Source organism: Micromonospora sp. H61, from assembly GCF_018070325.1.
GTDB classification, from domain to species: Bacteria; Actinomycetota; Actinomycetes; order Mycobacteriales; family Micromonosporaceae; genus Micromonospora; species Micromonospora salmantinae.
The window spans coordinates 14,321-35,174 of the sequence record NZ_JAGPXY010000069.1 but is presented as its reverse complement, the minus strand read 5'-3'; the positions used below and the strand labels follow the sequence as shown (position 1 = coordinate 35,174).

Annotated in this window: 23 protein-coding genes; 20 read left to right on the top strand and 3 right to left on the bottom strand. The window is 71.6% G+C overall.

Features of this window, described 5'->3' with window-relative positions:
• A partial coding sequence (locus tag KBX08_RS26490; RefSeq protein ID WP_210786067.1) for an Lrp/AsnC family transcriptional regulator occupies positions 1 to 433 on the bottom strand: 433 nt, incomplete at its 3' end.
• 148 nt (positions 434 to 581) lie between these two features.
• Here KBX08_RS26490 and KBX08_RS26485 point away from each other — a divergent pair.
• From KBX08_RS26485 to KBX08_RS26410, 16 genes are all read left to right on the top strand, one after another.
• Positions 582 to 1,484, top strand: coding sequence for a tryptophan 2,3-dioxygenase (locus KBX08_RS26485; RefSeq protein WP_210786069.1), 903 nt, complete (start codon positions 582 to 584; stop codon positions 1,482 to 1,484).
• A gap of 20 nt (positions 1,485 to 1,504) precedes the next feature.
• On the top strand, positions 1,505 to 2,812 hold the full coding sequence (gene kynU, locus KBX08_RS26480; RefSeq protein ID WP_210786066.1) for a kynureninase: 1,308 nt from the start codon (positions 1,505 to 1,507) through the stop codon (positions 2,810 to 2,812).
• On the top strand, positions 2,809 to 4,146 hold the full coding sequence (locus tag KBX08_RS26475) for an NAD(P)/FAD-dependent oxidoreductase (protein WP_210786065.1): 1,338 nt from the start codon (positions 2,809 to 2,811) through the stop codon (positions 4,144 to 4,146). The genes kynU and KBX08_RS26475 overlap by 4 nt, the downstream gene beginning before the upstream one ends.
• Before the next feature lie 23 nt (positions 4,147 to 4,169).
• Positions 4,170 to 5,651 carry a 2-hydroxymuconic semialdehyde dehydrogenase gene (locus KBX08_RS26470; RefSeq protein ID WP_210786068.1) on the top strand — a complete coding sequence of 494 codons (1,482 nt, stop codon included), beginning with the start codon at positions 4,170 to 4,172 and terminating at the stop codon, positions 5,649 to 5,651.
• A gap of 20 nt (positions 5,652 to 5,671) precedes the next feature.
• Entirely contained in the window at positions 5,672 to 6,469 is a 798-nt protein-coding gene (locus tag KBX08_RS26465) for a 2-keto-4-pentenoate hydratase (protein ID WP_210786064.1), read from the top strand.
• Complete coding sequence (locus KBX08_RS26460) at positions 6,466 to 7,401, top strand: acetaldehyde dehydrogenase (acetylating) (RefSeq protein WP_210786063.1); 936 nt, start codon at positions 6,466 to 6,468, stop codon at positions 7,399 to 7,401. Before KBX08_RS26465 ends, KBX08_RS26460 begins: the two co-directional genes overlap by 4 nt.
• Entirely contained in the window at positions 7,398 to 8,522 is a 1,125-nt protein-coding gene (gene dmpG / locus KBX08_RS26455; RefSeq protein WP_247670094.1) for a 4-hydroxy-2-oxovalerate aldolase, read from the top strand. The genes KBX08_RS26460 and dmpG overlap by 4 nt, the downstream gene beginning before the upstream one ends.
• A complete protein-coding gene (locus KBX08_RS26450) occupies positions 8,519 to 9,292 on the top strand; it encodes a 2-keto-4-pentenoate hydratase (protein ID WP_210786062.1) in 774 nt (257 codons plus the stop codon). The genes dmpG and KBX08_RS26450 overlap by 4 nt, the downstream gene beginning before the upstream one ends.
• Positions 9,289 to 9,711, top strand: coding sequence for a RidA family protein (locus KBX08_RS26445; RefSeq protein ID WP_210786061.1), 423 nt, complete (start codon positions 9,289 to 9,291; stop codon positions 9,709 to 9,711). The genes KBX08_RS26450 and KBX08_RS26445 overlap by 4 nt, the downstream gene beginning before the upstream one ends.
• Positions 9,708 to 10,232: a 3-hydroxyanthranilate 3,4-dioxygenase gene (locus tag KBX08_RS26440; protein WP_210786060.1), complete on the top strand. Its 525-nt coding sequence runs from the start codon at positions 9,708 to 9,710 to the stop codon at positions 10,230 to 10,232. The genes KBX08_RS26445 and KBX08_RS26440 overlap by 4 nt, the downstream gene beginning before the upstream one ends.
• Entirely contained in the window at positions 10,232 to 11,242 is a 1,011-nt protein-coding gene (locus KBX08_RS26435; RefSeq protein WP_210786059.1) for an amidohydrolase family protein, read from the top strand. Before KBX08_RS26440 ends, KBX08_RS26435 begins: the two co-directional genes overlap by 1 nt.
• Positions 11,243 to 11,270: 28 nt before the next feature.
• The gene (locus KBX08_RS26430) at positions 11,271 to 11,495 is read left to right on the top strand and encodes a type II toxin-antitoxin system VapB family antitoxin (RefSeq protein WP_210786058.1); all 225 of its coding nucleotides are present in this window, start codon (positions 11,271 to 11,273) and stop codon (positions 11,493 to 11,495) included.
• The gene (locus tag KBX08_RS26425) at positions 11,492 to 11,920 is read left to right on the top strand and encodes a PIN domain-containing protein (RefSeq protein WP_210786057.1); all 429 of its coding nucleotides are present in this window, start codon (positions 11,492 to 11,494) and stop codon (positions 11,918 to 11,920) included. Before KBX08_RS26430 ends, KBX08_RS26425 begins: the two co-directional genes overlap by 4 nt.
• A gap of 55 nt (positions 11,921 to 11,975) precedes the next feature.
• Positions 11,976 to 13,439 carry an amidase gene (locus KBX08_RS26420; RefSeq protein ID WP_210786056.1) on the top strand — a complete coding sequence of 488 codons (1,464 nt, stop codon included), beginning with the start codon at positions 11,976 to 11,978 and terminating at the stop codon, positions 13,437 to 13,439.
• Between the two features lie 75 nt (positions 13,440 to 13,514).
• On the top strand, positions 13,515 to 13,811 hold the full coding sequence (locus KBX08_RS26415; protein WP_112584149.1) for a hypothetical protein: 297 nt from the start codon (positions 13,515 to 13,517) through the stop codon (positions 13,809 to 13,811).
• Complete coding sequence (locus KBX08_RS26410) at positions 13,798 to 14,205, top strand: DUF5130 family protein (RefSeq protein WP_091405419.1); 408 nt, start codon at positions 13,798 to 13,800, stop codon at positions 14,203 to 14,205. The genes KBX08_RS26415 and KBX08_RS26410 overlap by 14 nt, the downstream gene beginning before the upstream one ends.
• Positions 14,206 to 14,268: 63 nt before the next feature.
• Here KBX08_RS26410 and KBX08_RS26405 read toward each other — a convergent pair whose 3' ends face one another.
• Together KBX08_RS26405 and pepN are read right to left on the bottom strand one after the other, a co-directional pair.
• A complete protein-coding gene (locus KBX08_RS26405) occupies positions 14,269 to 14,832 on the bottom strand; it encodes a Uma2 family endonuclease (RefSeq protein ID WP_210786055.1) in 564 nt (187 codons plus the stop codon).
• An 83-nt stretch (positions 14,833 to 14,915) separates the two neighbouring features.
• Positions 14,916 to 17,465, bottom strand: coding sequence for an aminopeptidase N (pepN, locus tag KBX08_RS26400; protein ID WP_210786054.1), 2,550 nt, complete (start codon positions 17,463 to 17,465; stop codon positions 14,916 to 14,918).
• Between the two features lie 221 nt (positions 17,466 to 17,686).
• Here pepN and KBX08_RS26395 point away from each other — a divergent pair, with 221 nt between their 5' ends.
• The 4 genes from KBX08_RS26395 to KBX08_RS26380 all read left to right on the top strand — a co-directional run bounded on the left by KBX08_RS26395 (position 17,687) and on the right by KBX08_RS26380 (position 20,854).
• Complete coding sequence (locus tag KBX08_RS26395; protein WP_210786053.1) at positions 17,687 to 18,313, top strand: disulfide bond formation protein DsbA; 627 nt, start codon at positions 17,687 to 17,689, stop codon at positions 18,311 to 18,313.
• A 181-nt stretch (positions 18,314 to 18,494) separates the two neighbouring features.
• A complete protein-coding gene (locus tag KBX08_RS26390; RefSeq protein ID WP_210786052.1) occupies positions 18,495 to 19,010 on the top strand; it encodes a hypothetical protein in 516 nt (171 codons plus the stop codon).
• Positions 19,011 to 19,099: 89 nt separating this feature from the next.
• The gene (locus KBX08_RS26385; RefSeq protein ID WP_145789636.1) at positions 19,100 to 20,299 is read left to right on the top strand and encodes a DUF1015 family protein; all 1,200 of its coding nucleotides are present in this window, start codon (positions 19,100 to 19,102) and stop codon (positions 20,297 to 20,299) included.
• An 87-nt stretch (positions 20,300 to 20,386) separates the two neighbouring features.
• Positions 20,387 to 20,854: a ribose-5-phosphate isomerase gene (locus tag KBX08_RS26380; RefSeq protein ID WP_210786051.1), complete on the top strand. Its 468-nt coding sequence runs from the start codon at positions 20,387 to 20,389 to the stop codon at positions 20,852 to 20,854.

Sequence of the window (20,854 nt, the reverse complement as noted above, 5' to 3'; positions counted from 1 at the left end):
GGAGGGGGGTGACGGGGTGCCAGTTCAGCGGGGAGGAGAGGACCATCGTGCTCGACGGTTGGCCGTACGGGGCGAGACGGTCGATGACCCCCTCGAACGCGCCGATCGAGCCGGCCGCCACCTTCAGCACGCTGCACGCGTCCCCGGTGATCCGGTGGATCTCCAGGATCTCCGGCCAGTCGGCCACCGCCGGGTCGTGCAGGATGCACCGCGCGCCGTAGCAGGACATCCGGATCAGGGCGACCACGGTACGGCCGGCGCGGCTCAGGTCGACGTGGGCGTGGTAGCCGGTGATGATCCCGGCCTCCTCCAGCCGGCGGACCCGCTCCGCGACGGACGGTGGCGACAGGTGCACCCGCCGGGACAACTCGCTGAAGGAGAGCCGCGCGTCGGCCTGCAACTCACGCAGCAGCGCCCAGTCCATGTCGTCCACGCTCAGACCTTACTTTCGTGAACCGACTTCGCCTAGTTGCCTTTGGTTTGCCAGGAGAAGCCGGCGAGAGCCGTTGATTCGGCATTCCGCAGGCCGATCCGACCGCGAGATCATGACGTCGGCTAGTCCGGGGGAGGGAGACGAGATGGTGGATCAGACGGAGCGGCGGGCGCCGAACCGCCGTGCCACGGTGCAACCGGTGACCCCCGGGCAGCGTGCCGCGCAGGCGGAGCGCACCGGCGGCGAGCCGACCCTGGAGTTCGCCGACATGGTGCCGTACGACGCGTACGTGCAGGCCAGCGCCCTGCACAAGATGCAGCACCCACTCAGCAGCGACCCGGGCGAGATGTCCTTCCTGATGGTCAGTCAGATCATGGAGCTGTACTTCGGGCTGACCTGCCACGAGCTGCGGGAGACCCAGCGGCTGATCCGCGCCGACCAGATCTGGGAGGCGTTGGCCCCGCTGGGCCGAGCCAAGCTGCACCTGGAAGGGCTCAACGCCGCCTGGCAGGGCCTGCGCTGGATGAGCCCGGCCGACTTCAACCGGTTCCGCAATCTGCTCGGCGAGGCCTCCGGCTTCCAGTCGGCGATGTACCGGCAGTTGGAGTTCCTGCTCGGGCTGCGCGACCCGACGCTGATCCGCCCGTTCCGCCGGCAGGCCGAGGTGCATGCCGAGCTGAGCGCCGCGCTGTCCACCCCGAGCCTCTGGGACGACGTGCTCGCGCTGCTCGCCCGGCGCGGCTTCGACCTCCCCGCCGACCTGCTCGACCGGGACGTGGCCGTCGAACACGACCCGCACCCGTTGGTCGAGGCGGCCTGGGTACGGATCTACGACGACGCCAGCCCGGACAATCACCTGCGGCTGCTCGGCGAGGCGCTGAGCGCTGTCGCCGAGGAGTTCGGCGACTGGCGCTGGAACCACGTCAAGGCGGTGCAGCGGACGATGGGCGCCAAGGTCGGCAGCGGCGGCTCCGCCGGCCTGGCGTGGTTGCAGCGCAGCATGGCCCGGGTGGTCTTCCCGGAGCTGTGGTCGGCCCGCACCGCGATGTGACCGGAGAGCGAGAACAAGCAATGACGACCCCTGAAGCCGAGTCGCACCACCTCGCCGCCGGCGAGGCGGAAGCGCATCGCCGTGACGAGGCCGACCCCGGCCACCGGCACCTGTTCCACGTGCCGCCGGCCGACGGCGGCGACCACCCCGAGTCGGCGTACCTGGCCGGCAACTCGCTCGGCCTGCAACCTCGGGCCACCCGCGACGAACTCCTGGCCGACCTGGACGCGTGGGGACGGCTCGGCGTGGAGGGGCACCTGGAGGCGGAGCGCCCCTGGCTGCCGTACCACGAGTTGTTGACCGGGCCGGCCGCGCGACTGGTCGGCGCCCGGCCCGCGGAGGCCGTGGTGATGAACTCGCTCACCGTCAACCTGCACCTGCTGATGGTGAGTTTCTACCGACCGGCCGGCGCGCGCACCCGCATCGTCATCGAGGACGCCGCGTTCCCCTCGGACAGCTACGCCGTGCGCAGCCAGGCCCGGTTCCACGGCCTGGACCCGGACGACACGGTGGTCCGGTTGCGTCCGCGCGCGGGTGAGGACGCCCTGCGCACCGAGGACGTCACCGACTACCTGGCCGCCGAGGGCGACCGGGTGGCGCTGCTGCTGCTCGGCGGGGTCAACTACCTCACCGGTGAGCTGCTGGACATCCCGGCGATCACGGCTGCCGGCCGGGCCGCCGGCGCGGTGGTCGGTTGGGACCTGGCCCACGCGGTCGGCAACGTGCCGCTGGCCCTGCACGACTGGGACGTCGACTTCGCCGCGTGGTGCTCCTACAAGTACCTGAACTCCGGCCCGGGCGCGCTGGCGGGCGTCTTCGTGCACGAGCGGCACCTCGGCGACGAGAACCTGCCCCGGTTCGAGGGGTGGTGGAGCACCGCGGCGGCCACCCGGTTCGAGATGACACCGGTGTCCCGGCCGCCGGCCACCGTGGAGGCCTGGCAGATCTCCAACCCGCCGATCTTCGCGATGGGCCCGGTGCGTACCTCGCTGGAGTTGTTCGACGCGGTGGGGATGACCGCGCTGCGCGCGCGCAGCCAGCGCCTCACCGGCTGGCTGGAGTCGCTGTTCGACGAGGTGAGCGTCGGCCGGCCGCTGCGGGTGGTCACCCCGCGCGACCCGGCCCGCCGGGGCTGCCAGCTCTCCGTGCGCATCGGTTCCGGCAGCGCCGCCGAGCTGACCAAACGCCTACGGTACGAACACGGGGTCGTCGCCGACGCCCGCGAACCGGACGTCGTGCGGTTCGCGCCGGTGCCGCTCTACTCCACGTACCTCGACTGCTGGCGTGCCGCCACCGCGCTCGCCGCGACGGTGGGGGCGACCTCATGACCGCGCGGCGTGACGAGATCGCGATCATCGGTGCCGGGCTGGCCGGTTGTCTGGCGGCCTGCTTCCTGGCCCGGCGTGGCTACCCGGTGGCCCTCTACGAGCGCCGCTCCGACCCGCGCGCCGGCACCACCGAACGCGGTCGCTCGATCAACCTGGCGCTCTCCGAGCGCGGCCTGGACGCGTTGCGCCGGATCGGGCTGGCCGAGCAGGTGATGACCGACGCGCTGCCGATGCGCGGCCGGATGATCCACCCGGTCGAGGGCGAGCAGCAGTTCCAGTCGTACAGCGCGGCCGGCGACCGGGCGATCAACTCGATCAGCCGGGGTGCGCTGAACAACGCCCTGCTGGACGAGGCCGCCGCGCTGCCCGGGGTGCGGGTCGTCTTCGACCACCGGCTGGTCGGGCTCGACCCGACCGACGGCGCCCTGAGCTTCGAGACCCCGCAGGGCACGGTCGCGGCGAAGGCGTCGGTCGTGCTGGGTGCCGACGGCGCCGGCTCCGCGGTGCGCGGGCAACTGCTGGCGTACGGGCTGCTGGACGAGAGCGTGGACTTCCTCGACTACGGCTACAAGGAGCTGACGATTCCGCCGCTGGGCGGGGACTTCGCCCTGGACCCGGACGCGCTGCACATCTGGCCGCGGGGCACCTCGATGATGATCGCGCTGCCGAACCCGGACCGCTCCTTCACCTGCACGCTGTTCTGGCCCAACGACGGCGCCGGCAGCTTCGCCTCGCTGACCGGCCCGGCGGAGATCGAACGGCACTTCACCGAGCACTACCCGGACGTGGTCCCGCTGGCCCCGAACCTCGTCGACGACTACCAGCACAACCCGGTGGGCGTGCTCGGCACCGTGCGCTGCACCCCGTGGCAGGTCAACGGCAAGGTCGGCCTGCTCGGCGACGCCGCGCACGCCATCGTGCCGTTCTACGGCCAGGGCGCCAACTGCGCCTTCGAGGACGTGGTGGAACTGGACCGCTGCCTGGACGAGTGCGCCGACGACTGGCTGGCGGCGCTGCCGCTGTTCCAGCGGCGCCGACAGGAGAACGCCGAGGCCATCGCGACGATGGCGCTGACCAACTTCGTGGAGATGCGGGACAAGGTCGCCTCCCCGGTCTTCCAGACCCGGCGGCGGGTGGAGCACGCACTGGAACGGGCCCTGCCCGGCCGGTACGTTTCCCAGTACGAGCTGGTGTCGTTCTCCACCACCCCGTACGCGGAGGTTCGCCGCCGGGTGCGCCGACAGCACCGGGTGCTCGGGGCGGTCGTCGGCGGGGCCGCGCTGCTGCTGGTCGGCGCGGTCGGTGCGGCACTGAGCCGAGGGAGGCGGGCATGACCGGCAACTGGGATCCGCGGCTGATGACCGGCCACGCGCCGAGTGGCCCGCAGCGGTTGCGTAACTTCGTCGCCGGCGAGTTCGTCGACGGCGGAAACACGTTCGCCAAGGCCAGCCCGGTCACCGGGGAGCAGGTCTTCGAGGTGGACGAGGCATCGCAGTCCGCTGTGGATGACGCGGTCGCGGCCGCCCGGGCGGCGCTGCGGGGGCCGTGGGGCCGGATGGGGGAGCGCGAGCGCGCCGAGGTGCTGCGCCGCGTCGCCGACGAGCTGGAGCGCCGCTTCGACGACCTGGTCACCGCCGAGGTCGCCGACACCGGCAAATCCATCGCCCAGGCCCGCACCCTGGACATTCCGCGCGGCGCTGCGAACTTCCGGGCGTTCGCGGAGATCGTGGCGACCGCCCCCACCGAGTCGTTCACGACTGTCACCCCGACTGGCGGCCGGGCGCTCAACTACGCGCTGCGCAAGCCGGTCGGCGTGGTCGCGGTCATCGTGCCGTGGAACCTGCCGCTGCTGCTGCTCACCTGGAAGGTGGCTCCGGCACTGGCCTGCGGCAACGCCGTCGTGGTCAAGCCCAGCGAGGAGACTCCCGCCTCGGCGACGGTGCTCGCCGAGGTGATGGCCGCCGCCGGCGTACCGGCCGGGGTGTTCAACCTGGTGCACGGCTTCGGGCCGGACTCGGCGGGCGAGTTCCTCACCCGCCACCCGGGCGTCGACGCGATCACGTTCACCGGCGAGTCGGCCACCGGCGGCGCGATCATGCGGGCCGCCGCCGACGGGGTGAAGGCGGTGAGCTTCGAACTCGGCGGCAAGAACGCCGGCCTGGTCTTCGCCGACGCCGACCTGGACGCCGCGGTTGCCGGCTCGGTGCGGTCCAGCTTCACCAACGGCGGGCAGGTGTGCCTCTGCACCGAACGCATCTACGTGCAGCGCCCGGTCTTCGAGGAGTTCACCGCCCGGCTGGCGAAGCGGGCCGGTGAGCTGGCGTACGGCTGGCCGACCGACGAGGCCACCGCCACCATGCCGCTGATCTCCCACCAGCACCGGGCGAAGGTGCTCGGCGCGTACGAGCTGGCCCGCTCCGAGGGCGCCGAGGTGCTCACCGGTGGCGGCACGCCCACCTTCGGCGACACCCGCGACGGCGGGTCGTACGTGCAGCCGACGGTGCTCACCGGGCTCGGCCCGGACGCCCGCACCAACCGCGAGGAGATCTTCGGCCCGGTGGTGCACGTCGCGCCGTTCGACACCGAGGACGAGGCGTACGCCCTGGCCAACGGCACCGAGTACGGCCTGGCGGCGACCGTGTGGACCCGGGACGTGGGTGTCGCGCACCGGGCCGGCGCCCGGCTCGACGCGGGCATCGTCTGGGTCAACACCTGGTTCCTGCGTGACCTGCGCACCCCGTTCGGCGGGGTGAAGGCGTCCGGGATCGGTCGTGAGGGCGGCGTGCACTCGCTGAACTTCTACTCCGAACTCACAAACGTCTGCGTGGACCTGTCGTGAGCCGTAGCGAGGGAGCGGGCATGGAAGCTGACATCGAGGCCGCCAACCGGGAGTTGGCCGACGCCCGCAGCACGGGCAAGCCGTGCGCGCCGCTGCGGGGCCGGCTGCTGCCGGAGGGCGACGTCGAGGCCGCGTACCGGGTGCAGCAACTCCAGGCGCGGGCCTGGCAGGGCCGCGGCGAACGCCGGGTCGGCGCGAAGATCGGCTTGACCTCCCGGGCCGTGCAGGAGACCTTCGGGGTGTTCCAGCCGGACTTCGGCATGCTGACCGACGCCATGGCGGTCGGCGACGGGGTCGAGGTGCCCATCGACCGGCTGCTCCAGCCTCGCGTGGAGGCGGAGATCGCCTTCGTGCTCGACAAGGACCTCCCGAACCCGCAGCTCACCACTGTCGACCTGATCCGCGCGGTCGACCACGTGCTGCCGGCGATCGAGATCGTCGACTCCCGGATCGCCGCCTGGGACATCTCCATAGTGGACACCGTCGCCGACAACGCCTCCAGCGGGCTCTTCGTGCTCGGCACCACGCCACGCCGGCTCGCCGACGTGGACCTGCGACTGTGCGGGATGGTGCTGGAGCACGCCGGCGAGCCGGTCTCGGTGGGCGCGGGCGCCGCCTGCCTGGGCAACCCGCTGCACGCCCTGCAGTGGTTGGCAGGCACCCTCGCCCGCGCCGGTGACCCGCTGCGCGCCGGGGACGTGGTGCTCTCCGGGGCGCTCGGTCCGATGGTGCCGGTCACCCCGGGTGCCGCGTACGAGGCCCGGATCTCCGGGCTCGGCTCGGTGCGGACATCCTTCAGCGACAGGGGCGGCAAGTGACCACCAACGTGGCGGTGCTGGGATCGGGAAACATCGGCACCGACCTGATGATCAAGGTGTTGCGGCTGAGTGACAGCCTGCGCATGGTGGCGATGGCCGGCATCGACCCAGCCTCCGACGGCCTGGCGCGCGCTCGCCGGCTCGGCGTCGCCACCACCGCCGACGGCGTGGACGGGCTCGTCGCGATGCCCGAGTTCGCCGATGTCGAGCTGGTGTTCGACGCCACCTCGGCCGGCGCGCACCGACGCCACGACGAGGTGCTGCGCGCTCACGGCCGCACTGTGGTCGACCTGACCCCGGCCGCGCTCGGCCCGTACGTGGTGCCGCCGGTCAACCTCGACGAGCACCTGCACCAGCCCAACGTCAACATGGTGACCTGTGGCGGGCAGGCGACAGTGCCGATCGTCGCTGCGGTACGCCGGGTCACCCCGGTGGCGTACGGGGAGATCGTCGCGTCGATCGCTTCGAAGTCCGCCGGGCCGGGCACCCGGGCCAACATCGACGAGTTCACCGAGACCACGGCCCGCGCCATCGAGGTGGTGGGCGGTGCCGAGCGGGGCAAGGCGATCATCGTGCTGAACCCGGCGGACCCGCCGCTGCTGATGCGGGACACCGTCTACTGCCTCTGCCCGGACGCCGACGCCGACACCGACGCCATCGCCGCCTCGGTCGCCGAGATGGTGGCGGCCGTGCAGGAGTACGTCCCCGGCTACCGGCTCAAGCAGGACGTGCAGTTCGACAGGGTCGAGACGTACCTGCCGACACTCGGGCGGCGGCTCACCGCCCTGCAGGTGTCGGTCTTCCTGGAGGTCTCCGGCGCCGGGCACTACCTGCCCGCGTACGCCGGGAACCTGGACATCATGACCTCGGCCGCGCTGCGCACCGCGGAGCGGCTGGTCGCCCTGCGTTCTTCGGAGGTGGCCGCGCCATGACCGAGCTGTACATCCAGGACGTGACGCTGCGCGACGGCATGCACGCCATCGCCCACCAGTACACAGTCGACCACGTACGCACCATCGCCGCCGCGTTGGACGCCGCCGGGGTGGCCGCCATCGAGGTGGCGCACGGTGACGGCCTCGCCGGCTCCAGCGTCAACTACGGCCACGGCGCCGCCAGCGACGCGGAGTGGATCTCGGCGGCGGCCGAGGTGCTGACCACTGCGAAGCTGACCACCCTGCTGCTGCCGGGCATCGGCACGATCGCCGACCTGAAGGCCGCGAAGGCGCTCGGGGTGACAAGCGTCCGGATCGCCACCCACTGCACGGAGGCGGACATCTCCGCCCAGCACATCTCCTGGGCCCGGGAGAACGGCATGGACGTGGCCGGGTTCCTGATGATGTCGCACATGAATGACCCGGTCGGGTTGGCCGGGCAGGCCAAGCTCATGGAGTCGTACGGGGCGCACTGCGTCTACGTCACCGACTCCGGCGGCCGGCTGCTGATGTCCGACGTGGCGCAGCGGGTCGACGCGTACCGGCAGGTCCTCGCTCCGGAGACGCAGATCGGCATCCACGCCCACCACAACCTGTCGCTCGGGGTCGCCAACAGCGTGCTCGCCGTCGAGCACGGCCGGGTCACCGGGTCCGCGCCGGTCGGCCCCGACGCGGTGCACGGCCGGACCGTCCGCGTCGACGCCTCCCTCGCGGGCATGGGCGCGGGCGCCGGCAACGCCCCGCTGGAGGTCTTCGTCGCGGTTGCCGAGCTGCACGGCTGGAAGCACGGGTGTGACGTGTTCGCGCTGATGGATGCCGCCGACGACATCGTCCGCCCGCTTCAGGACCGGCCGGTCCAGGTGGACCGCGAGACGCTCTCCCTGGGGTACGCCGGGGTCTACTCCAGCTTCCTGAGGCACGCCGAGCGGGCCTCCACGAAGTACGGCGTGGATGTCCGGTCGATCCTCGTCGAGCTGGGCCGCCGCCGGATGGTGGGCGGCCAGGAGGACATGATCGTGGACGTCGCACTCGACCTGGCCGACAAGGGGCAGGCTGTGAGCGCGAGGAGTGAGCCGGGTTTGCGAGCCCCGCAGGCGCGAACGGAAGGTGGCGCAGCATGATCGGCGTGGACATCACGGGGATCGCCGAGAAGTTGGGCGCGGCGGCCGACACGGCCACCGCGATCCCGCAGCTCGCCGCCGAGACCGGCCTCGACGTGGACACCGCGTACGCCGTGCAGGCCGCGCTGCTGCAACGCCGGCTGAACGCCGGTGAGCGGTTGGTCGGGCTGAAGATGGGGCTGACCAGCAGGGCGAAGATGGCCCAGGTCGGCGTGGACGAGGTGATCTGGGGGCGGCTCACCAACGCGATGCGGGTGCCCGACGGTGGCGCGGTGGACCCGGCCGCGTACATCCACCCCCGGGTCGAGCCGGAGGTGGCGTTCCTGCTGGACCGGCTGCCCGAGCCGGGCGAGCCGGTCGGCGACTTCGCCACGGCGGTCCGCGCGGTCGCCCCGGCCATCGAGTTGATCGACTCCCGGTACGCGGACTTCCGTTTCTCGCTGCCGGACGTGGTAGCGGACAACACCTCGGCCGCCGCCTTCGTGATCGGGCCGTGGGCGCCGGTGCCGGCGGGGCTGGACAACCTGGGCGTGCTGCTGGAGGTCGACGGGCGGGTGGCGCAGGTCGGCTCGACGGCGGCGATCCTCGGTGATCCGCGCCGGGCGCTCGACGAGGGCATCCGGCTGGCGGGCCGGCACGGGGTGCGGCTGGAGTCCGGCTGGGTCTTCCTGGCCGGCGCCGCCACCGCCGCTGTTCCGCTGCGTCCCGGCGCCCACGTCCGCGCCGTCGTCGAGAAGCTCGGCACGGCCTCGCTGCGGGCGTCGTCATGACCGCCCGGGTGGTGGCCGGGAAGGCCGTCCCGCGGGGGGCTTTTCCGCACGTCAAGGTCGCCGGTGGGTTCGTCTTCGTCTCCGGTACGTCGTCGCGGCGCGCGGACAACACCTTCGCCGGTGTGGAGGTGGACGGGTTCGGCACCACCAATCTCGACATCCGTGCGCAGACGCGGGCCGTCATCGAGAACGTGCGGGATCTGCTGCGTTCGGTCGGCGCGGACCTCACCGACCTGGTGCAGGTGACGACGTACCTGGTCAACATGAACGACTTCGGTGGTTACAACGAGGTGTGGGCCGAGTTCTTCGACGCCGCCGGACCGACCCGTACGACGGTGGCGGTGCACCAGTTGCCGCACCCGCACCTGCTGATCGAAATCCAGGCCGTGGCCCTTCTTCCCTCGGGAGGTCAGTCGTGAGTGAGATCGCCGAACCGTTCAGCTTTCCGGGCTGGATCGCCGACAACCAGCACCTGTTGAAGCCCCCGGTGGGCAACAAGGAAATGTTCCCCGGTGGGGACGACTTCATCGTGATGGTGGTGGGCGGGCCCAACCAGCGCACCGACTTCCACGTGGACCCGTACGAGGAGTTCTTCTACCAGGTCAAGGGCAACATGCACATCAACCTGGTCACCCCGGACGGGCCGCGTACTGTGCACGTGCGCGAGGGCCAGATGTGGATGCTGCCGCGCAACACCCCGCACTCGCCGCAGCGGCCGGAGGCCGGCTCGATCGGCGTGGTCGTCGAGCGGGTCCGCGAGGAGGGCACGCTGGAGACGTTCCAGTGGTACTGCCCGGAGTGCGGCAGCAAGGTGCACGAGGTCGAGTTGCAGGTCCGCGACATCGCCGCCGATCTGCCCCCGGTGTTCCAGGCGTTCTACGCCGACGAACAGGCGCGCACCTGCGCCGACTGCGGCACCCTGCACCCGGGCAAGGGCTGATGCCCGCAGGCGTGGTCGACGTGCACACGCACGTCGTACCGAAGGGTTGGCCGGACCTCGGCGCGGCGTGCGGCGGGTCCGGTTGGCCGTGGTTGCGGGTCGACTCCGAGCGCGCCGCCATGATCATGGTGGGGGAGACGGAGTTCCGCCCGGTCGGCGCGGAGTGCTGGGACGCGTCGCGCCGACTGGCCGACATGGACGCCGACGGCGTGGCCGTGCAGGTGGTCTCGCCCACCCCGGTCTTCTTCAGCTACGACCGCCCGGCCGACCAGGCGGTGAAGGTCGCCCGAATCTTCAACGACCTGACCCTGGAGGTCACCGCGGCCGGGGGTGACCGACTGGTGCCGTTCTGCCAGGTGCCGCTCCAGGACCCGGACGCCGCCTGTGCCGAGCTGGACCGCAGCCTCGCCGCCGGGCACGTGGGCGTGGAGATCGGCAACCACGTCGGCGACCGGGACCTGGACGACGCCGGCGTGGTCACCTTCCTGCAGCACTGTGCCGAGGTGGGCGCACCCGTCTTCGTCCACCCGTGGGACATGCCCGGCGGGCCGCGACTGGACCGCTGGATGGCCCGTTGGCTCACCGGCATGCCCGCCGAGACGCACCTGTCGGTGCTGGCGATGATCCTCGGCGGTGTCTTCGACCGGGTGCCCGAGACGCTGCGGATCTGTTTCGCGCACGGCGGCGGCAGTTTCCCGTTCTGGCTCGGTCGCGCCGACAACGCCTGGCACCGCCGTGGCGGCCTGGTCCGGGGCGCGTCCGCCGGCCCGCCCAGCAGCTACCTCGACCGGTTCAGCGTCGACTCGGTGGTCTTCGCGCCACCCGCCCTGCGGCTGTTGGTCGACACGCTGGGGGAGGATCGGGTGCTGGTCGGCAGCGACTACCCGTACCCGCTGGGCGAACGGCCGGCCGGCGCGGTGGTTCACGCGGCCGACTTCCTCAGCGACGACCAACGCGACAAGCTCCTGTCCACCAACGCCCTGCGTTTCCTTGGCCTGTTGCGTATATAAACTTTGCCTTCGTGGATATACTCCGCTCATGAAGACCGTTATAGATCTTGATGATGAACTTCTCGACCGGGCCCGTCGCGAACTCGGCACCAAGAGTAAAAAGGACACGATCCATGCGGCATTGCGGCTCGTCGCGGAGCGCAGCGAACGGATGGAGGCCATCCGGGAGCTGATTTCGATCTCCATCGAACAGGACTGGACCGGCTTGGTCGAGGACGACAAGACGCCGCGCGGCGAGCAGGACGCCGCATGACCCCACCGGCCGGGCTCTACCTAATCGACACGTCGGCCTGGAGTCGCCTCCGCCAGCCGGCGGTGGCTAAGCGGATCACGGCCATTCTCGAGGAGCGGCTCGCGGCGACCTGCGTTCCGCTTGATCTCGAGAATGGGCGAAGTGCCCGCGACTTTCGTGACGCCATGACGGTGCGGGCACGCCGGGCAGAGCTGATGATCGACCTTCCGATCACTCCGGCCTTGGCGACTAGGGCGCGCGACCTGCAACTGGCGCTGACAGTCCGTGGCCACCACCGGGCGGCCAGTCCCGTCGACGTCCTGGTCGCGGCGGCCGCTGCCGAATACTCCGCGACCGTCCTGCACTACGACCGGGATTTCGATCTGATCAGTGACATCGGTGGGCCCCGCAGTGAGTGGGTGGCGCCGGCGGGCACGCTGGACTGATGGTCGGCCGCCGTGTCGGCCGCCGACATCCGCTCCCAGCGGGCAGGATGACGGGATGGCCGAGCCGCACGACCTGACCGCGTTGGAGCAGGCCGCCGCGATGACCCGCGGCGAGCTGTCCAGCGTCGAGCTGGTCGAGCATTCCCTGCGCCGGGTGGCGGCGCTCGGCGACACAGTGGGCGCGTTCGTCACCGTCACACCGGACCTCGCCCGGCAGGCCGCGCGCGCCGCCGACGCGGTGCCGAACGAGGAGCGCGGCCCGCTGCACGGCGTGCCGACAGCGATCAAGGACCTGACGCTCACCGCCGGGGTCCGCACCACCTTCGGTTCGGCCGCCTTCTTCGACTTCGTCCCGCCGGTCGACGCCGACGTGGTCCGCTTCATCAAGGCCGCCGGTCTGGTCAGCCTGGGCAAGACGACCACCTCCGAGCTGGGCTGTTCGCTCTACTCGGAGGGCCGGGTCGCTCCGCCGGCCCGCAACCCGTGGCAGCTTGCGTACACGGCGGGCGGGTCCAGTGGCGGCGCGGCGGCGGCGGTCGCGGCCGGGCTGGTCCCGGTCGCCCAGGGGTCCGACGGCGGTGGGTCGCTGCGCATCCCGGCGTCGCTCTGCGGTCTGGTCGGCTACAAGCCCAGTCGGGGCGTCGTCTCCGGGGGGCCGATCGGCTCCGGCGCGTTCGGCCTGCCCACCAACGGCCCGCTCGGGCGGACGGTCACCGACGTCGCCGCGCTGCTCGACGTCATGGCCGTTCCGGTCCCCGGCGAGCCCTACCTGCCGCCACCCGCGCCGCCCGGCGGCTACCTGGCCGTCGCGCGCCGGGCCGAGCCCGGCCCGCTGCGGATCGGCCGGTTCACCACGCCGATGCTCGCCGACGAGCCGGTGCACCCCGACTGCGTGGCCGCCGTGGACCGGGCCGCCGCGCTGCTCACGGCGGCCGGCCACGAGATGGTCGAGGTGCCGCCGCCGCTCGGGCCGGCGGCGTGGCCGCTGTTCGAGATCCTCTGGTACGTCCTGGCGCTCGCCCCGGTGCCACCGCAGCGGGAGGCGGAGCTGCTGCCGTTGACCCGGCTGCTCCGGGCCCGGGGCGCCGAACTCTCCGCCGGCACCCTGACCGCCACCCTCGGGGAATTGCAGGCGCAGGTACGCCTCGGTGCCCGCCGCACCGCCGGCTGCGACCTGCTCCTCTGTCCCACCCTGGCCACCCCGCAGGCACCCGTGGGCTGGTTCACCGCCGACGCGGACCCGGCCGCCGACTTCGACAGGCAACGCCGGTTCTCGCCCTACTGCGCCATCTTCAACGTCACCGGCGATCCCTCCATCTCCCTGCCACTGGGTACCACCACCGACGGCCTGCCCGTCGGGGTGCTGCTCACCGGCCGTTACGGCGACGACGCGCGGCTTATCGCTACCGCTGCGCAACTGGAGAACTCCAGTGACGGATGGGATCGGCACCCCGCAATCTGGCGGGCCGTCGACTCCGCTAACGTGAATGGCGACGGAGTCGGGCGGTCGGCAGCGTGATCGTCCATCCGACCCGGTTGTTCAAGGTCGTCCTTCTTCCGCCTGGGGGCGTTGGGATTGTCTGTTACCGAGACGTTGCTGGTCTTCGTCGGCATCCCGTTGGCCGCGGTGCTGGTCATCGCCGGCCTGTCGTACGCCGGTAGCCGTGGGGGTGCCACCGGCGGTGGCGGTGGCGCCAAGCGCTACCGCCCGGGCCGGCCCTTCGACTTCACTCCGGTCTGGTTCCTGGGCCGCCCGGAGCAGCTGGCCGACTCGGCCGGCACCGCGCTGACGGCGGGGGCGCAGGCGCCCGCGTTGACCAGCCACAAGCTTGAGCAGGCCAGCGTCGAGGCGCCGGCCGGTGGAACCGGAGGCGCAAGTGACCGTTGGTGAGAAGCAGACCGGGTCGGAGAATCCGCCCGAGGTGCTCGACGGGCCGTTCTCGACCCGCCAGCTGCTGCGCATCGACGAGGCCCTGCGCCTGGCCGACAAGGGCACCGGCCTGGTCTTCTCGGTCTTCGTCGGTGGTCTCGACGAGCCGATCCGTGAGCACGCCCAGCGGCTGCACCGTCAGCTCGCCGAGCCCGACAAGTCGGTGCTGATCGCCGTGTCGCCCAACCAGCGGCAGCTGGAGATCATCACCGGGCGGTACGCCCGCAAGCGCATCCCCGACACGTACGCCAAGCTGGCCGCGCTCTCCATGGTCGGCGCGTTCAGCGGCGGTGACCTGGCCGGCGGCATCATCAACGGTCTCGACCAGCTCGCCAGCCACGCCGGCAAGGGCTGACCGGCACACACGACGAAGCCCGGCCCACGATCATCGGGCCGGGCTTTCGTGTTTCCGGGTGTCTCAGCGCGGCCAGGCGCTCGGGTCCAACCTCATCGTCCACGGCTCATCCACTGTCACCGCGTCGTCCGGACCAATGGTGCCGACCAGGTCGTAGTGCACGTCCTTGATCAGGCGGTAGCGGTAGATGATCGGGCCGAAGTCGCCTCGCTCCACACGCCAGTAGTGCGGAATCCCCGCTTCGGCGTAGAGACCGGGTTTGGTGAAGCGGTCATGCCGGCGGCTCGTCGGCGACTCCACTTCGACAACGAGACTGACGCCTTGCGGTTGATGCCAACGCACACCACGTGGGGTGTTTGGCTTCAGCACCGTCACATCCGGAATCAGGTTGCCCGACGGCAGCCCCAGCCCGATCTCACGAATAATCCGCCATCCATCTGGTGCCGCAGCCCCGATAGCCGTCCGAATGCTGTCGGCCAGCTCGTGGTGATCGTCGTCGGCCGGTGGGGTCACGTGCAGGCTCCCGTCGATGATCTCGTAGCGGTTCCCATTATCGGGAAGGTTGAACAGGTCCTGCTCGCGCCACGCGCGCGCAACGGGCCGCCACTCGTCGGTCGGGTGTGCCATCACGTCCACCTCCTCCCGCCACGATAACGTTCGGGGCCGGCGCGGGCTCACACCCACGCCGGCCCCGGACCGGGCAACGCCGCTCAGGCGCTCTCGGCGTCCTTCGCGCGGGCCTTCAGCGCCCGCACCACACCGTCGCGGCCCTCGGCCACCAGTCGACGCAGCGGGGCCGGGTGCCCGTCACCGGCCAGCCACGCGTCGGTGGCCGCCACCGTGTCGTCCTCCACCAGGTAGGTCGGGTACGCCAGCTGGGCGAACTCCTGCGCCGGCTCGCTGTCCCGGGTGGCCCACACCTGCCCGACCGCCGCGAAGTACCGCTCCCGGTACGGGGCGACCAGCTCCACCTGCGCCGGGTGGGCGAAGCCCTGCAACAGCGCCCGGTGCCGCCAGTTGGGCAGCGCGTCCGGGCCGGTGAGCAGGGCCCACACGGCGGCCTTGTTCTCGGCCGTCGGCATCAACGCGTGCGCGTAAGCGGCTTCCCGCTCGCCGCTGGCCGTGCGGTCGCCGCTCAGCTCCGCCTCGATCTCGGCGGTCCCGGCGGCACCGTTCGCCACCAGCGCGGCGAGGACCGACCAGCGCAGCTCGGTGTCGACGGTCAGCCCGGCCGGCATGCCGGTGCCGTCCAGCCAACCGCGCAGCGTGGCCAGGTCTTCCGCTGAGCGGACCGCCGAGGTGAACGCACGGGCCCAGGCCAACTGGAACCCGCTGCCGGGCTCGGCGGCAGCGAGTGCGTCGCGGGCGGTACGGGCCAGGTCGGCCCAGCCGGTCGGCGCCCAGGCCGGGTCGGCGTACAGGGTGAGCGCGGTGGTCGCCTGCCGCAGGGTGGCGGTGACCAGGTTGATGTCGGTCTCCGCGGGCAGCCCGCTCAGCGTCAGCGCCACGTAGTCGCGGGCGGACAGCTCGGCGTCGCGGATCATGTCCCAGGCGGCGGTCCAGCAGAGCGCGCGGGCCAGCGACGAGTCGAAGCCACCGATGTGCTGCACCACTGTCGCCATCGAGCGCTCGTCGAGGCGCAGCTTGGTGTAACTGAGGTCGTCGTCGTTGAGCAGCAACACGTCGGCCGCCCGGACGCCGCGCAGCGCGGCAAGATCCGTGTGCTCGCCGGTCACGTCAACCTCGTACCGCTCCCGACGGACCAGCCGTCCGTCGGTCAGGTCGTACAGGCCCACGCCGATGCGGTGGGTCCGCAGCGTCGGGTACGCCGCCGGGGCCTCCTGCCGCACCAGCACCTGCTCGTACGTGCCGTCGGCCCCGATGGTCACCTCCGGACGCAGCGTGTTGACCTGCGCGGTCTCCAACCACTGCGCGGCGAACTTGCGCAGCTCCCGCCCGGATGCGGCCTCCAGCTCGGTGAGCAGGTCGTCGAAGGTGGCGTTGCCCCAGGCGTGCTTGCCGAAGTAGGCCCGCAGCCCGGCCACGAACGGCTCCTCACCCACGTACGCGACGAGCTGCTTGAGCACGCTCGCGCCCTTGGCGTAGGTGATGCCGTCGAAGTTGACCTCCACGGCCTCCATGTCCGGCATCTCGGTGTAGACCGGGTGGGTGGAGGAGAGCTGGTCCTGCCGGTAGCCCCAGTTCTTCCGGATGGACAGGAAGGTCGTCCACGCCTCGGTGAACCGGGTCGCGTTGGTGTTGCACCAGTGGCTGGCCCACTCGGCGAACGACTCGTTCAGCCACAGGTCGTTCCACCAGCGCATGGTGACCAGGTCACCGAACCACATGTGGGCCAGTTCGTGCAGGATCGTGTTGGCCCGCTGCTCGTACTCGAAGTCGGTGACCTGCGAGCGGAACAGGTAGTGCGACTCGGCGTGCGTCACGCAGCCGAAGTTCTCCATCGCGCCGGCGTTGAAGTCGGGCACCCAGAGCTGGTCGTACTTCGGCAGCGGGTAACGCACGTCGAACTTCTCGTGGAAGAAGTCGAAGCCCTGCTTGGTGATCAGGAACAGGTCGTCGGAGTCCAGGTACTGTGCCATCGACGCCCGGCAGAACACCCCCAGGTCGATGCCGTCGTGTGCGTCGCGCACCTCGTGGTACGGCCCGGCGCACATCGCCGTGATGTAGGTGCTCATCCGGGGCGACTCGGTGAAGTGCAGCGTCTTGAGCGCCTCACCCGCCGGCTCCTCCCGCTGCACCGGCATGTTGGAGACCGCCCGCCAGTGCGCCGGCACTGTGACGTGCCAGGTGTAGACGCTCTTCAGGTCGGGCTGGTCGAAGCAGGCGAACACCCGCTGCGCGTCGGCCGTCTCGAACTGGCTGTAGAGGTACGTCTCGCCGTCCACCGGGTCGACCGTCCGGTGCAGACCCTGGCCGCTGTTGGAGTAACCGAAGTCGGCGTCGACCACCAGGACGTTGTCGCTGTCCAACCCGGACAGGGTCAGGCCCTTGTCGGCGGACCAGTCGGCGAGGTCGACGGGCGTGCCGTTCAGCGTCGCGGACCGCACCGACTCGGCGGCCAGCTCGATGAAGGTGCTCGCGCCCGGTTCGGAGCAGCGGAACCGGACCTCGGTCGTCGACCTGAACGTGCGGCCGTCGGCCGCCAGCACGGCGCTGGACAGGTCCAGACTGATGTCATACCCCGTCACGTTGAGCAGGCGTGCCCGCTCGGTCGCCTCGACCTGCGTCAGGTTGCGCACTCCCGGCACTGTTCGTCTCCATCCCACATGTCGCCGTACGCCCGGCGGCGCCCGTTCGCCTACCGCTCGTGACGGCTGGCCCGATTCGAGTCTTCCATGTACGGGCAGCCCGCGGTGGCCGAGGTCACGCTCTCATTCGGGTGCCGGCCGACGCGCTGCGGGGTGAGGATTCTCCTGAAACGCCGACCTGTCGGCGTCACCCGTCGTGAAGGGATCTCACAGTGACCGAACGTGTCACCGCCGACATGTGGTTCGACCCGGCCTGCCCGTGGGCGTGGATCACCTCCCGCTGGCTGCTCGAGGTCGAGCAGATCCGGGATGTGGACATCCGCTTCCACGTGATGAGCCTGGCCGTGCTCAACGACGGCCGGGACGAGCTGCCCGAGGACTACAAGGAGTTCCTGAAGACCGCGTGGGGCCCGGTGCGGGTCTGCATCGCCGCCGAGCAGCTGCACGGCAATGACGTGTTGCGCCCGCTCTACACCGCGCTCGGCACCCGGATCCACCTGCAGAAGCAGGAGCGGGGTCCGGAGCTGTACGTGGCCGCGCTCACCGAGGCCGGCCTCGACCCGGCACTGGCCGCGGCCGCCGACAGCACCGACTACGACGAGGCGCTGCGGGCCAGCCACGAGGCGGGCATGCGCCCGGTCGGGCAGGACGTGGGCACTCCGGTCGTGCACGCGCCCGGCCCGGACGGCACCCCGGTCGCGTTCTTCGGCCCGGTGATCACTCCGGCTCCAAAGGGGGAGGCCGCCGGCCGGCTCTGGGACGGCGTGCTGCTGGTCGCCGGCACCCCGGGCTTCTACGAGCTCAAGCGCACCCGCGAGCAGAGCCCGATCTTCGACTGAGCGACGACCGCCGCGCACCCGTCCGGGCTTCGTCAGTGGCGCGGACGGGGGCGTTTCTCGTGGGGTGCCGAGGTCGGCGGAGGGTCGTGGCGTCACCGGGAGGCGGGCGGCGTCGTTTCCCTCGGTGTCCGCCGCAGCGACCCGCAGGGCCGCACGCCGCAGTTCGTGGAGGCAAATCCCGATGGCCAAGCACCGTGCGTCCGGTGACGATCAGTTGACCCGGCAGGGGGTGATCGAGACTCCCGGCGCGGACTACTGGTCCGTTGACGACTCCCGCTGGCCGACGGTCCGCCCGGACCTGCCCGCCCACCTGGTGGATCTACTCGCGCCGCCCATCGTGGTGGGCGTGGCCCGGGTCCCGGTGACCTCCCGGCTCACCCCGCCCAGGGCGGTCGACCCACTGCCGTCGTCCGCCGGCGCGGTGCCGACCGACGCGCCGGCGCTGGTGCCGTCGGGGGCAGCACCGGCCGAACCGGCTCCTCCGCCGCCGGCGCCGGCTCCTCCGCGCCCGGTGCCGACGCCGCCGCTGAGCCCGCGGCCCGTTCCCACACCGCCTCCCGACCGTCCCGTGCCGGGGCCGCCCGCGTCGCCTCGCCGCGCCCTGAACACCGGGCCGATCGGGGCCGGTCGGCGTGGCAACGGTGGGCCGCTGAGCGCGGGTAGGCACCGCCGAGGCACCTCAGACCGCGCCGGCTGACCGGCCGGGCCCCACCGGGAGCTTTCATCTGGTGGACGCCCCGCGGGTCCCCGTCGGCGGCGACACCGTCGCCGGTAGCGTCAGTGGGCATGACGGTCGTGCATCCGATCACCCGGGCCTGGGTCACCACTGGCGGCACCGGCGCGCAAAACTACGACGAGTTCGCCGACGACGCGGAGATCACCGCGATCATCGAGTCGAACCCGCACAGCGCTCTCGGCATCGAGATGCCGCACCGCGCCCCGCAGAGCCTGGGTAGGTCATTCCTCGACGCGCTGCCGGACGCGGTGGCCCGCCTCGCCGAGGCCAAGGCCGACGGCAGTTACACCCCCGCCGAGCAGGTGGTGGTGCTCTACCGGATCAGCGCACCCGGCGAGGAGCCGGCGTACGGGCTGTTCGCGATGGTGGACACCGACCAGATCTCCACCCGGGCAGACGAGCCGGGCCTGGTCATCCGCAACGAGGACGTCTTCATCGCCAAGGTGCGCGAGCGGGTTGCGCTGGCCGACGCGCTGGGCCACCTGCTCTCACCCGTACTCCTGCTCCAGACCGGGCGTGGTGACGAACTGCACGCCGCGCTCGCGGCGGCGACCGACACGGCCGGTGCGCCCGCCGCGACGGACACCGACCAGGCGGGTCGCACGCACGCCATCTGGCTGCTCGGCCCCGGCCCGGAGCAGGCCACGCTGACCGCTCTCGCCGGCGGCGGGGACCTGGTCGTCGCGGACGGCAACCACCGCAGCCTGGCCGCCCAGACCGGCGGGCTGCCCCGCTTCCTGGCCGTGGTCACCACCCCCGCGTCGGTGGCCATCCAGCCGTACAACCGGCTGGTCAGCGAGCTGACCACCACCCCGGCCGAGCTGCTCGACCGGCTGCGGGCCGCGGGCGCCGAGGTCGAGCCGATCGACGGCCCGGTCGAGGTCCCGGCTGCCGGCGGCACCGTGCACCTCCGCCTCGACGGCCAGGGGTACGCGGTGCGCCTGCCCGCCACCGCCTCCGCCCGCCTGGAAAACCTGGACCACGCCCTGGTCGAGCGGCTGGTGCTGCGCGACGCGCTCGGTCTGGACCCGGGCGACAAGCGGATCACCTACGTCGGCGGTGACTACCCGGCGAGCTGGCTCACCGGTGAGGTCGACGCCGGGCGGGCCGAGTTGGCCATCCTGATCGCGCCGGTGACCGTGGCGGATTTCGTCGCTGTCAACCTGGCCAGGGAGAAGATGCCCCGCAAGAGCACCTGGTTCACCCCGAAGGCGCGCGGCGGTCTGGTCGTCGCCGAGCTGCCGCGTTGAGCGTCATCCTCACGACCGTGTGACGAACCCGGCTCGGGGACGCCGCCCCTGTGACGTCCCCGAGCGCGGCCTGACAGACTGCCCGGTATGCGCGTCTACCTGGGATCCGATCACGCCGGTTTCGAGTTGAAGGTGCACCTGGCCAACCACCTGGCCATGCAGGGCTACGACGTGGTCGACGTCGGCCCGCACAACTACGACCCGGACGACGACTACCCCACGTTCTGCCTGCACACAGGCGACCAGGTGGTGGCCGACGAGACGGGCCTCGGAGTGGTCATCGGTGGCTCCGGCAACGGTGAGCAGATCGCCGCGAACAAGGTCGTCGGCGTCCGCGCCGCCTTGGCCTGGAGCGTCGAGACCGCTCAGCTGGCCCGCCAGCACAACGACGCGAACGTGGTCGCCATCGGTGCCCGCCAGCACACGCTGGACGAGGCGACCGGCATCGTCGAGGCGTTCCTGAACACGCCGTTCTCCGGCAACGAGCGGCACGCTCGTCGGATCGCCCAGGTGGCCGAGTACGAGCGGACCCGGAAGCTGCCGGACCTGCCCTGA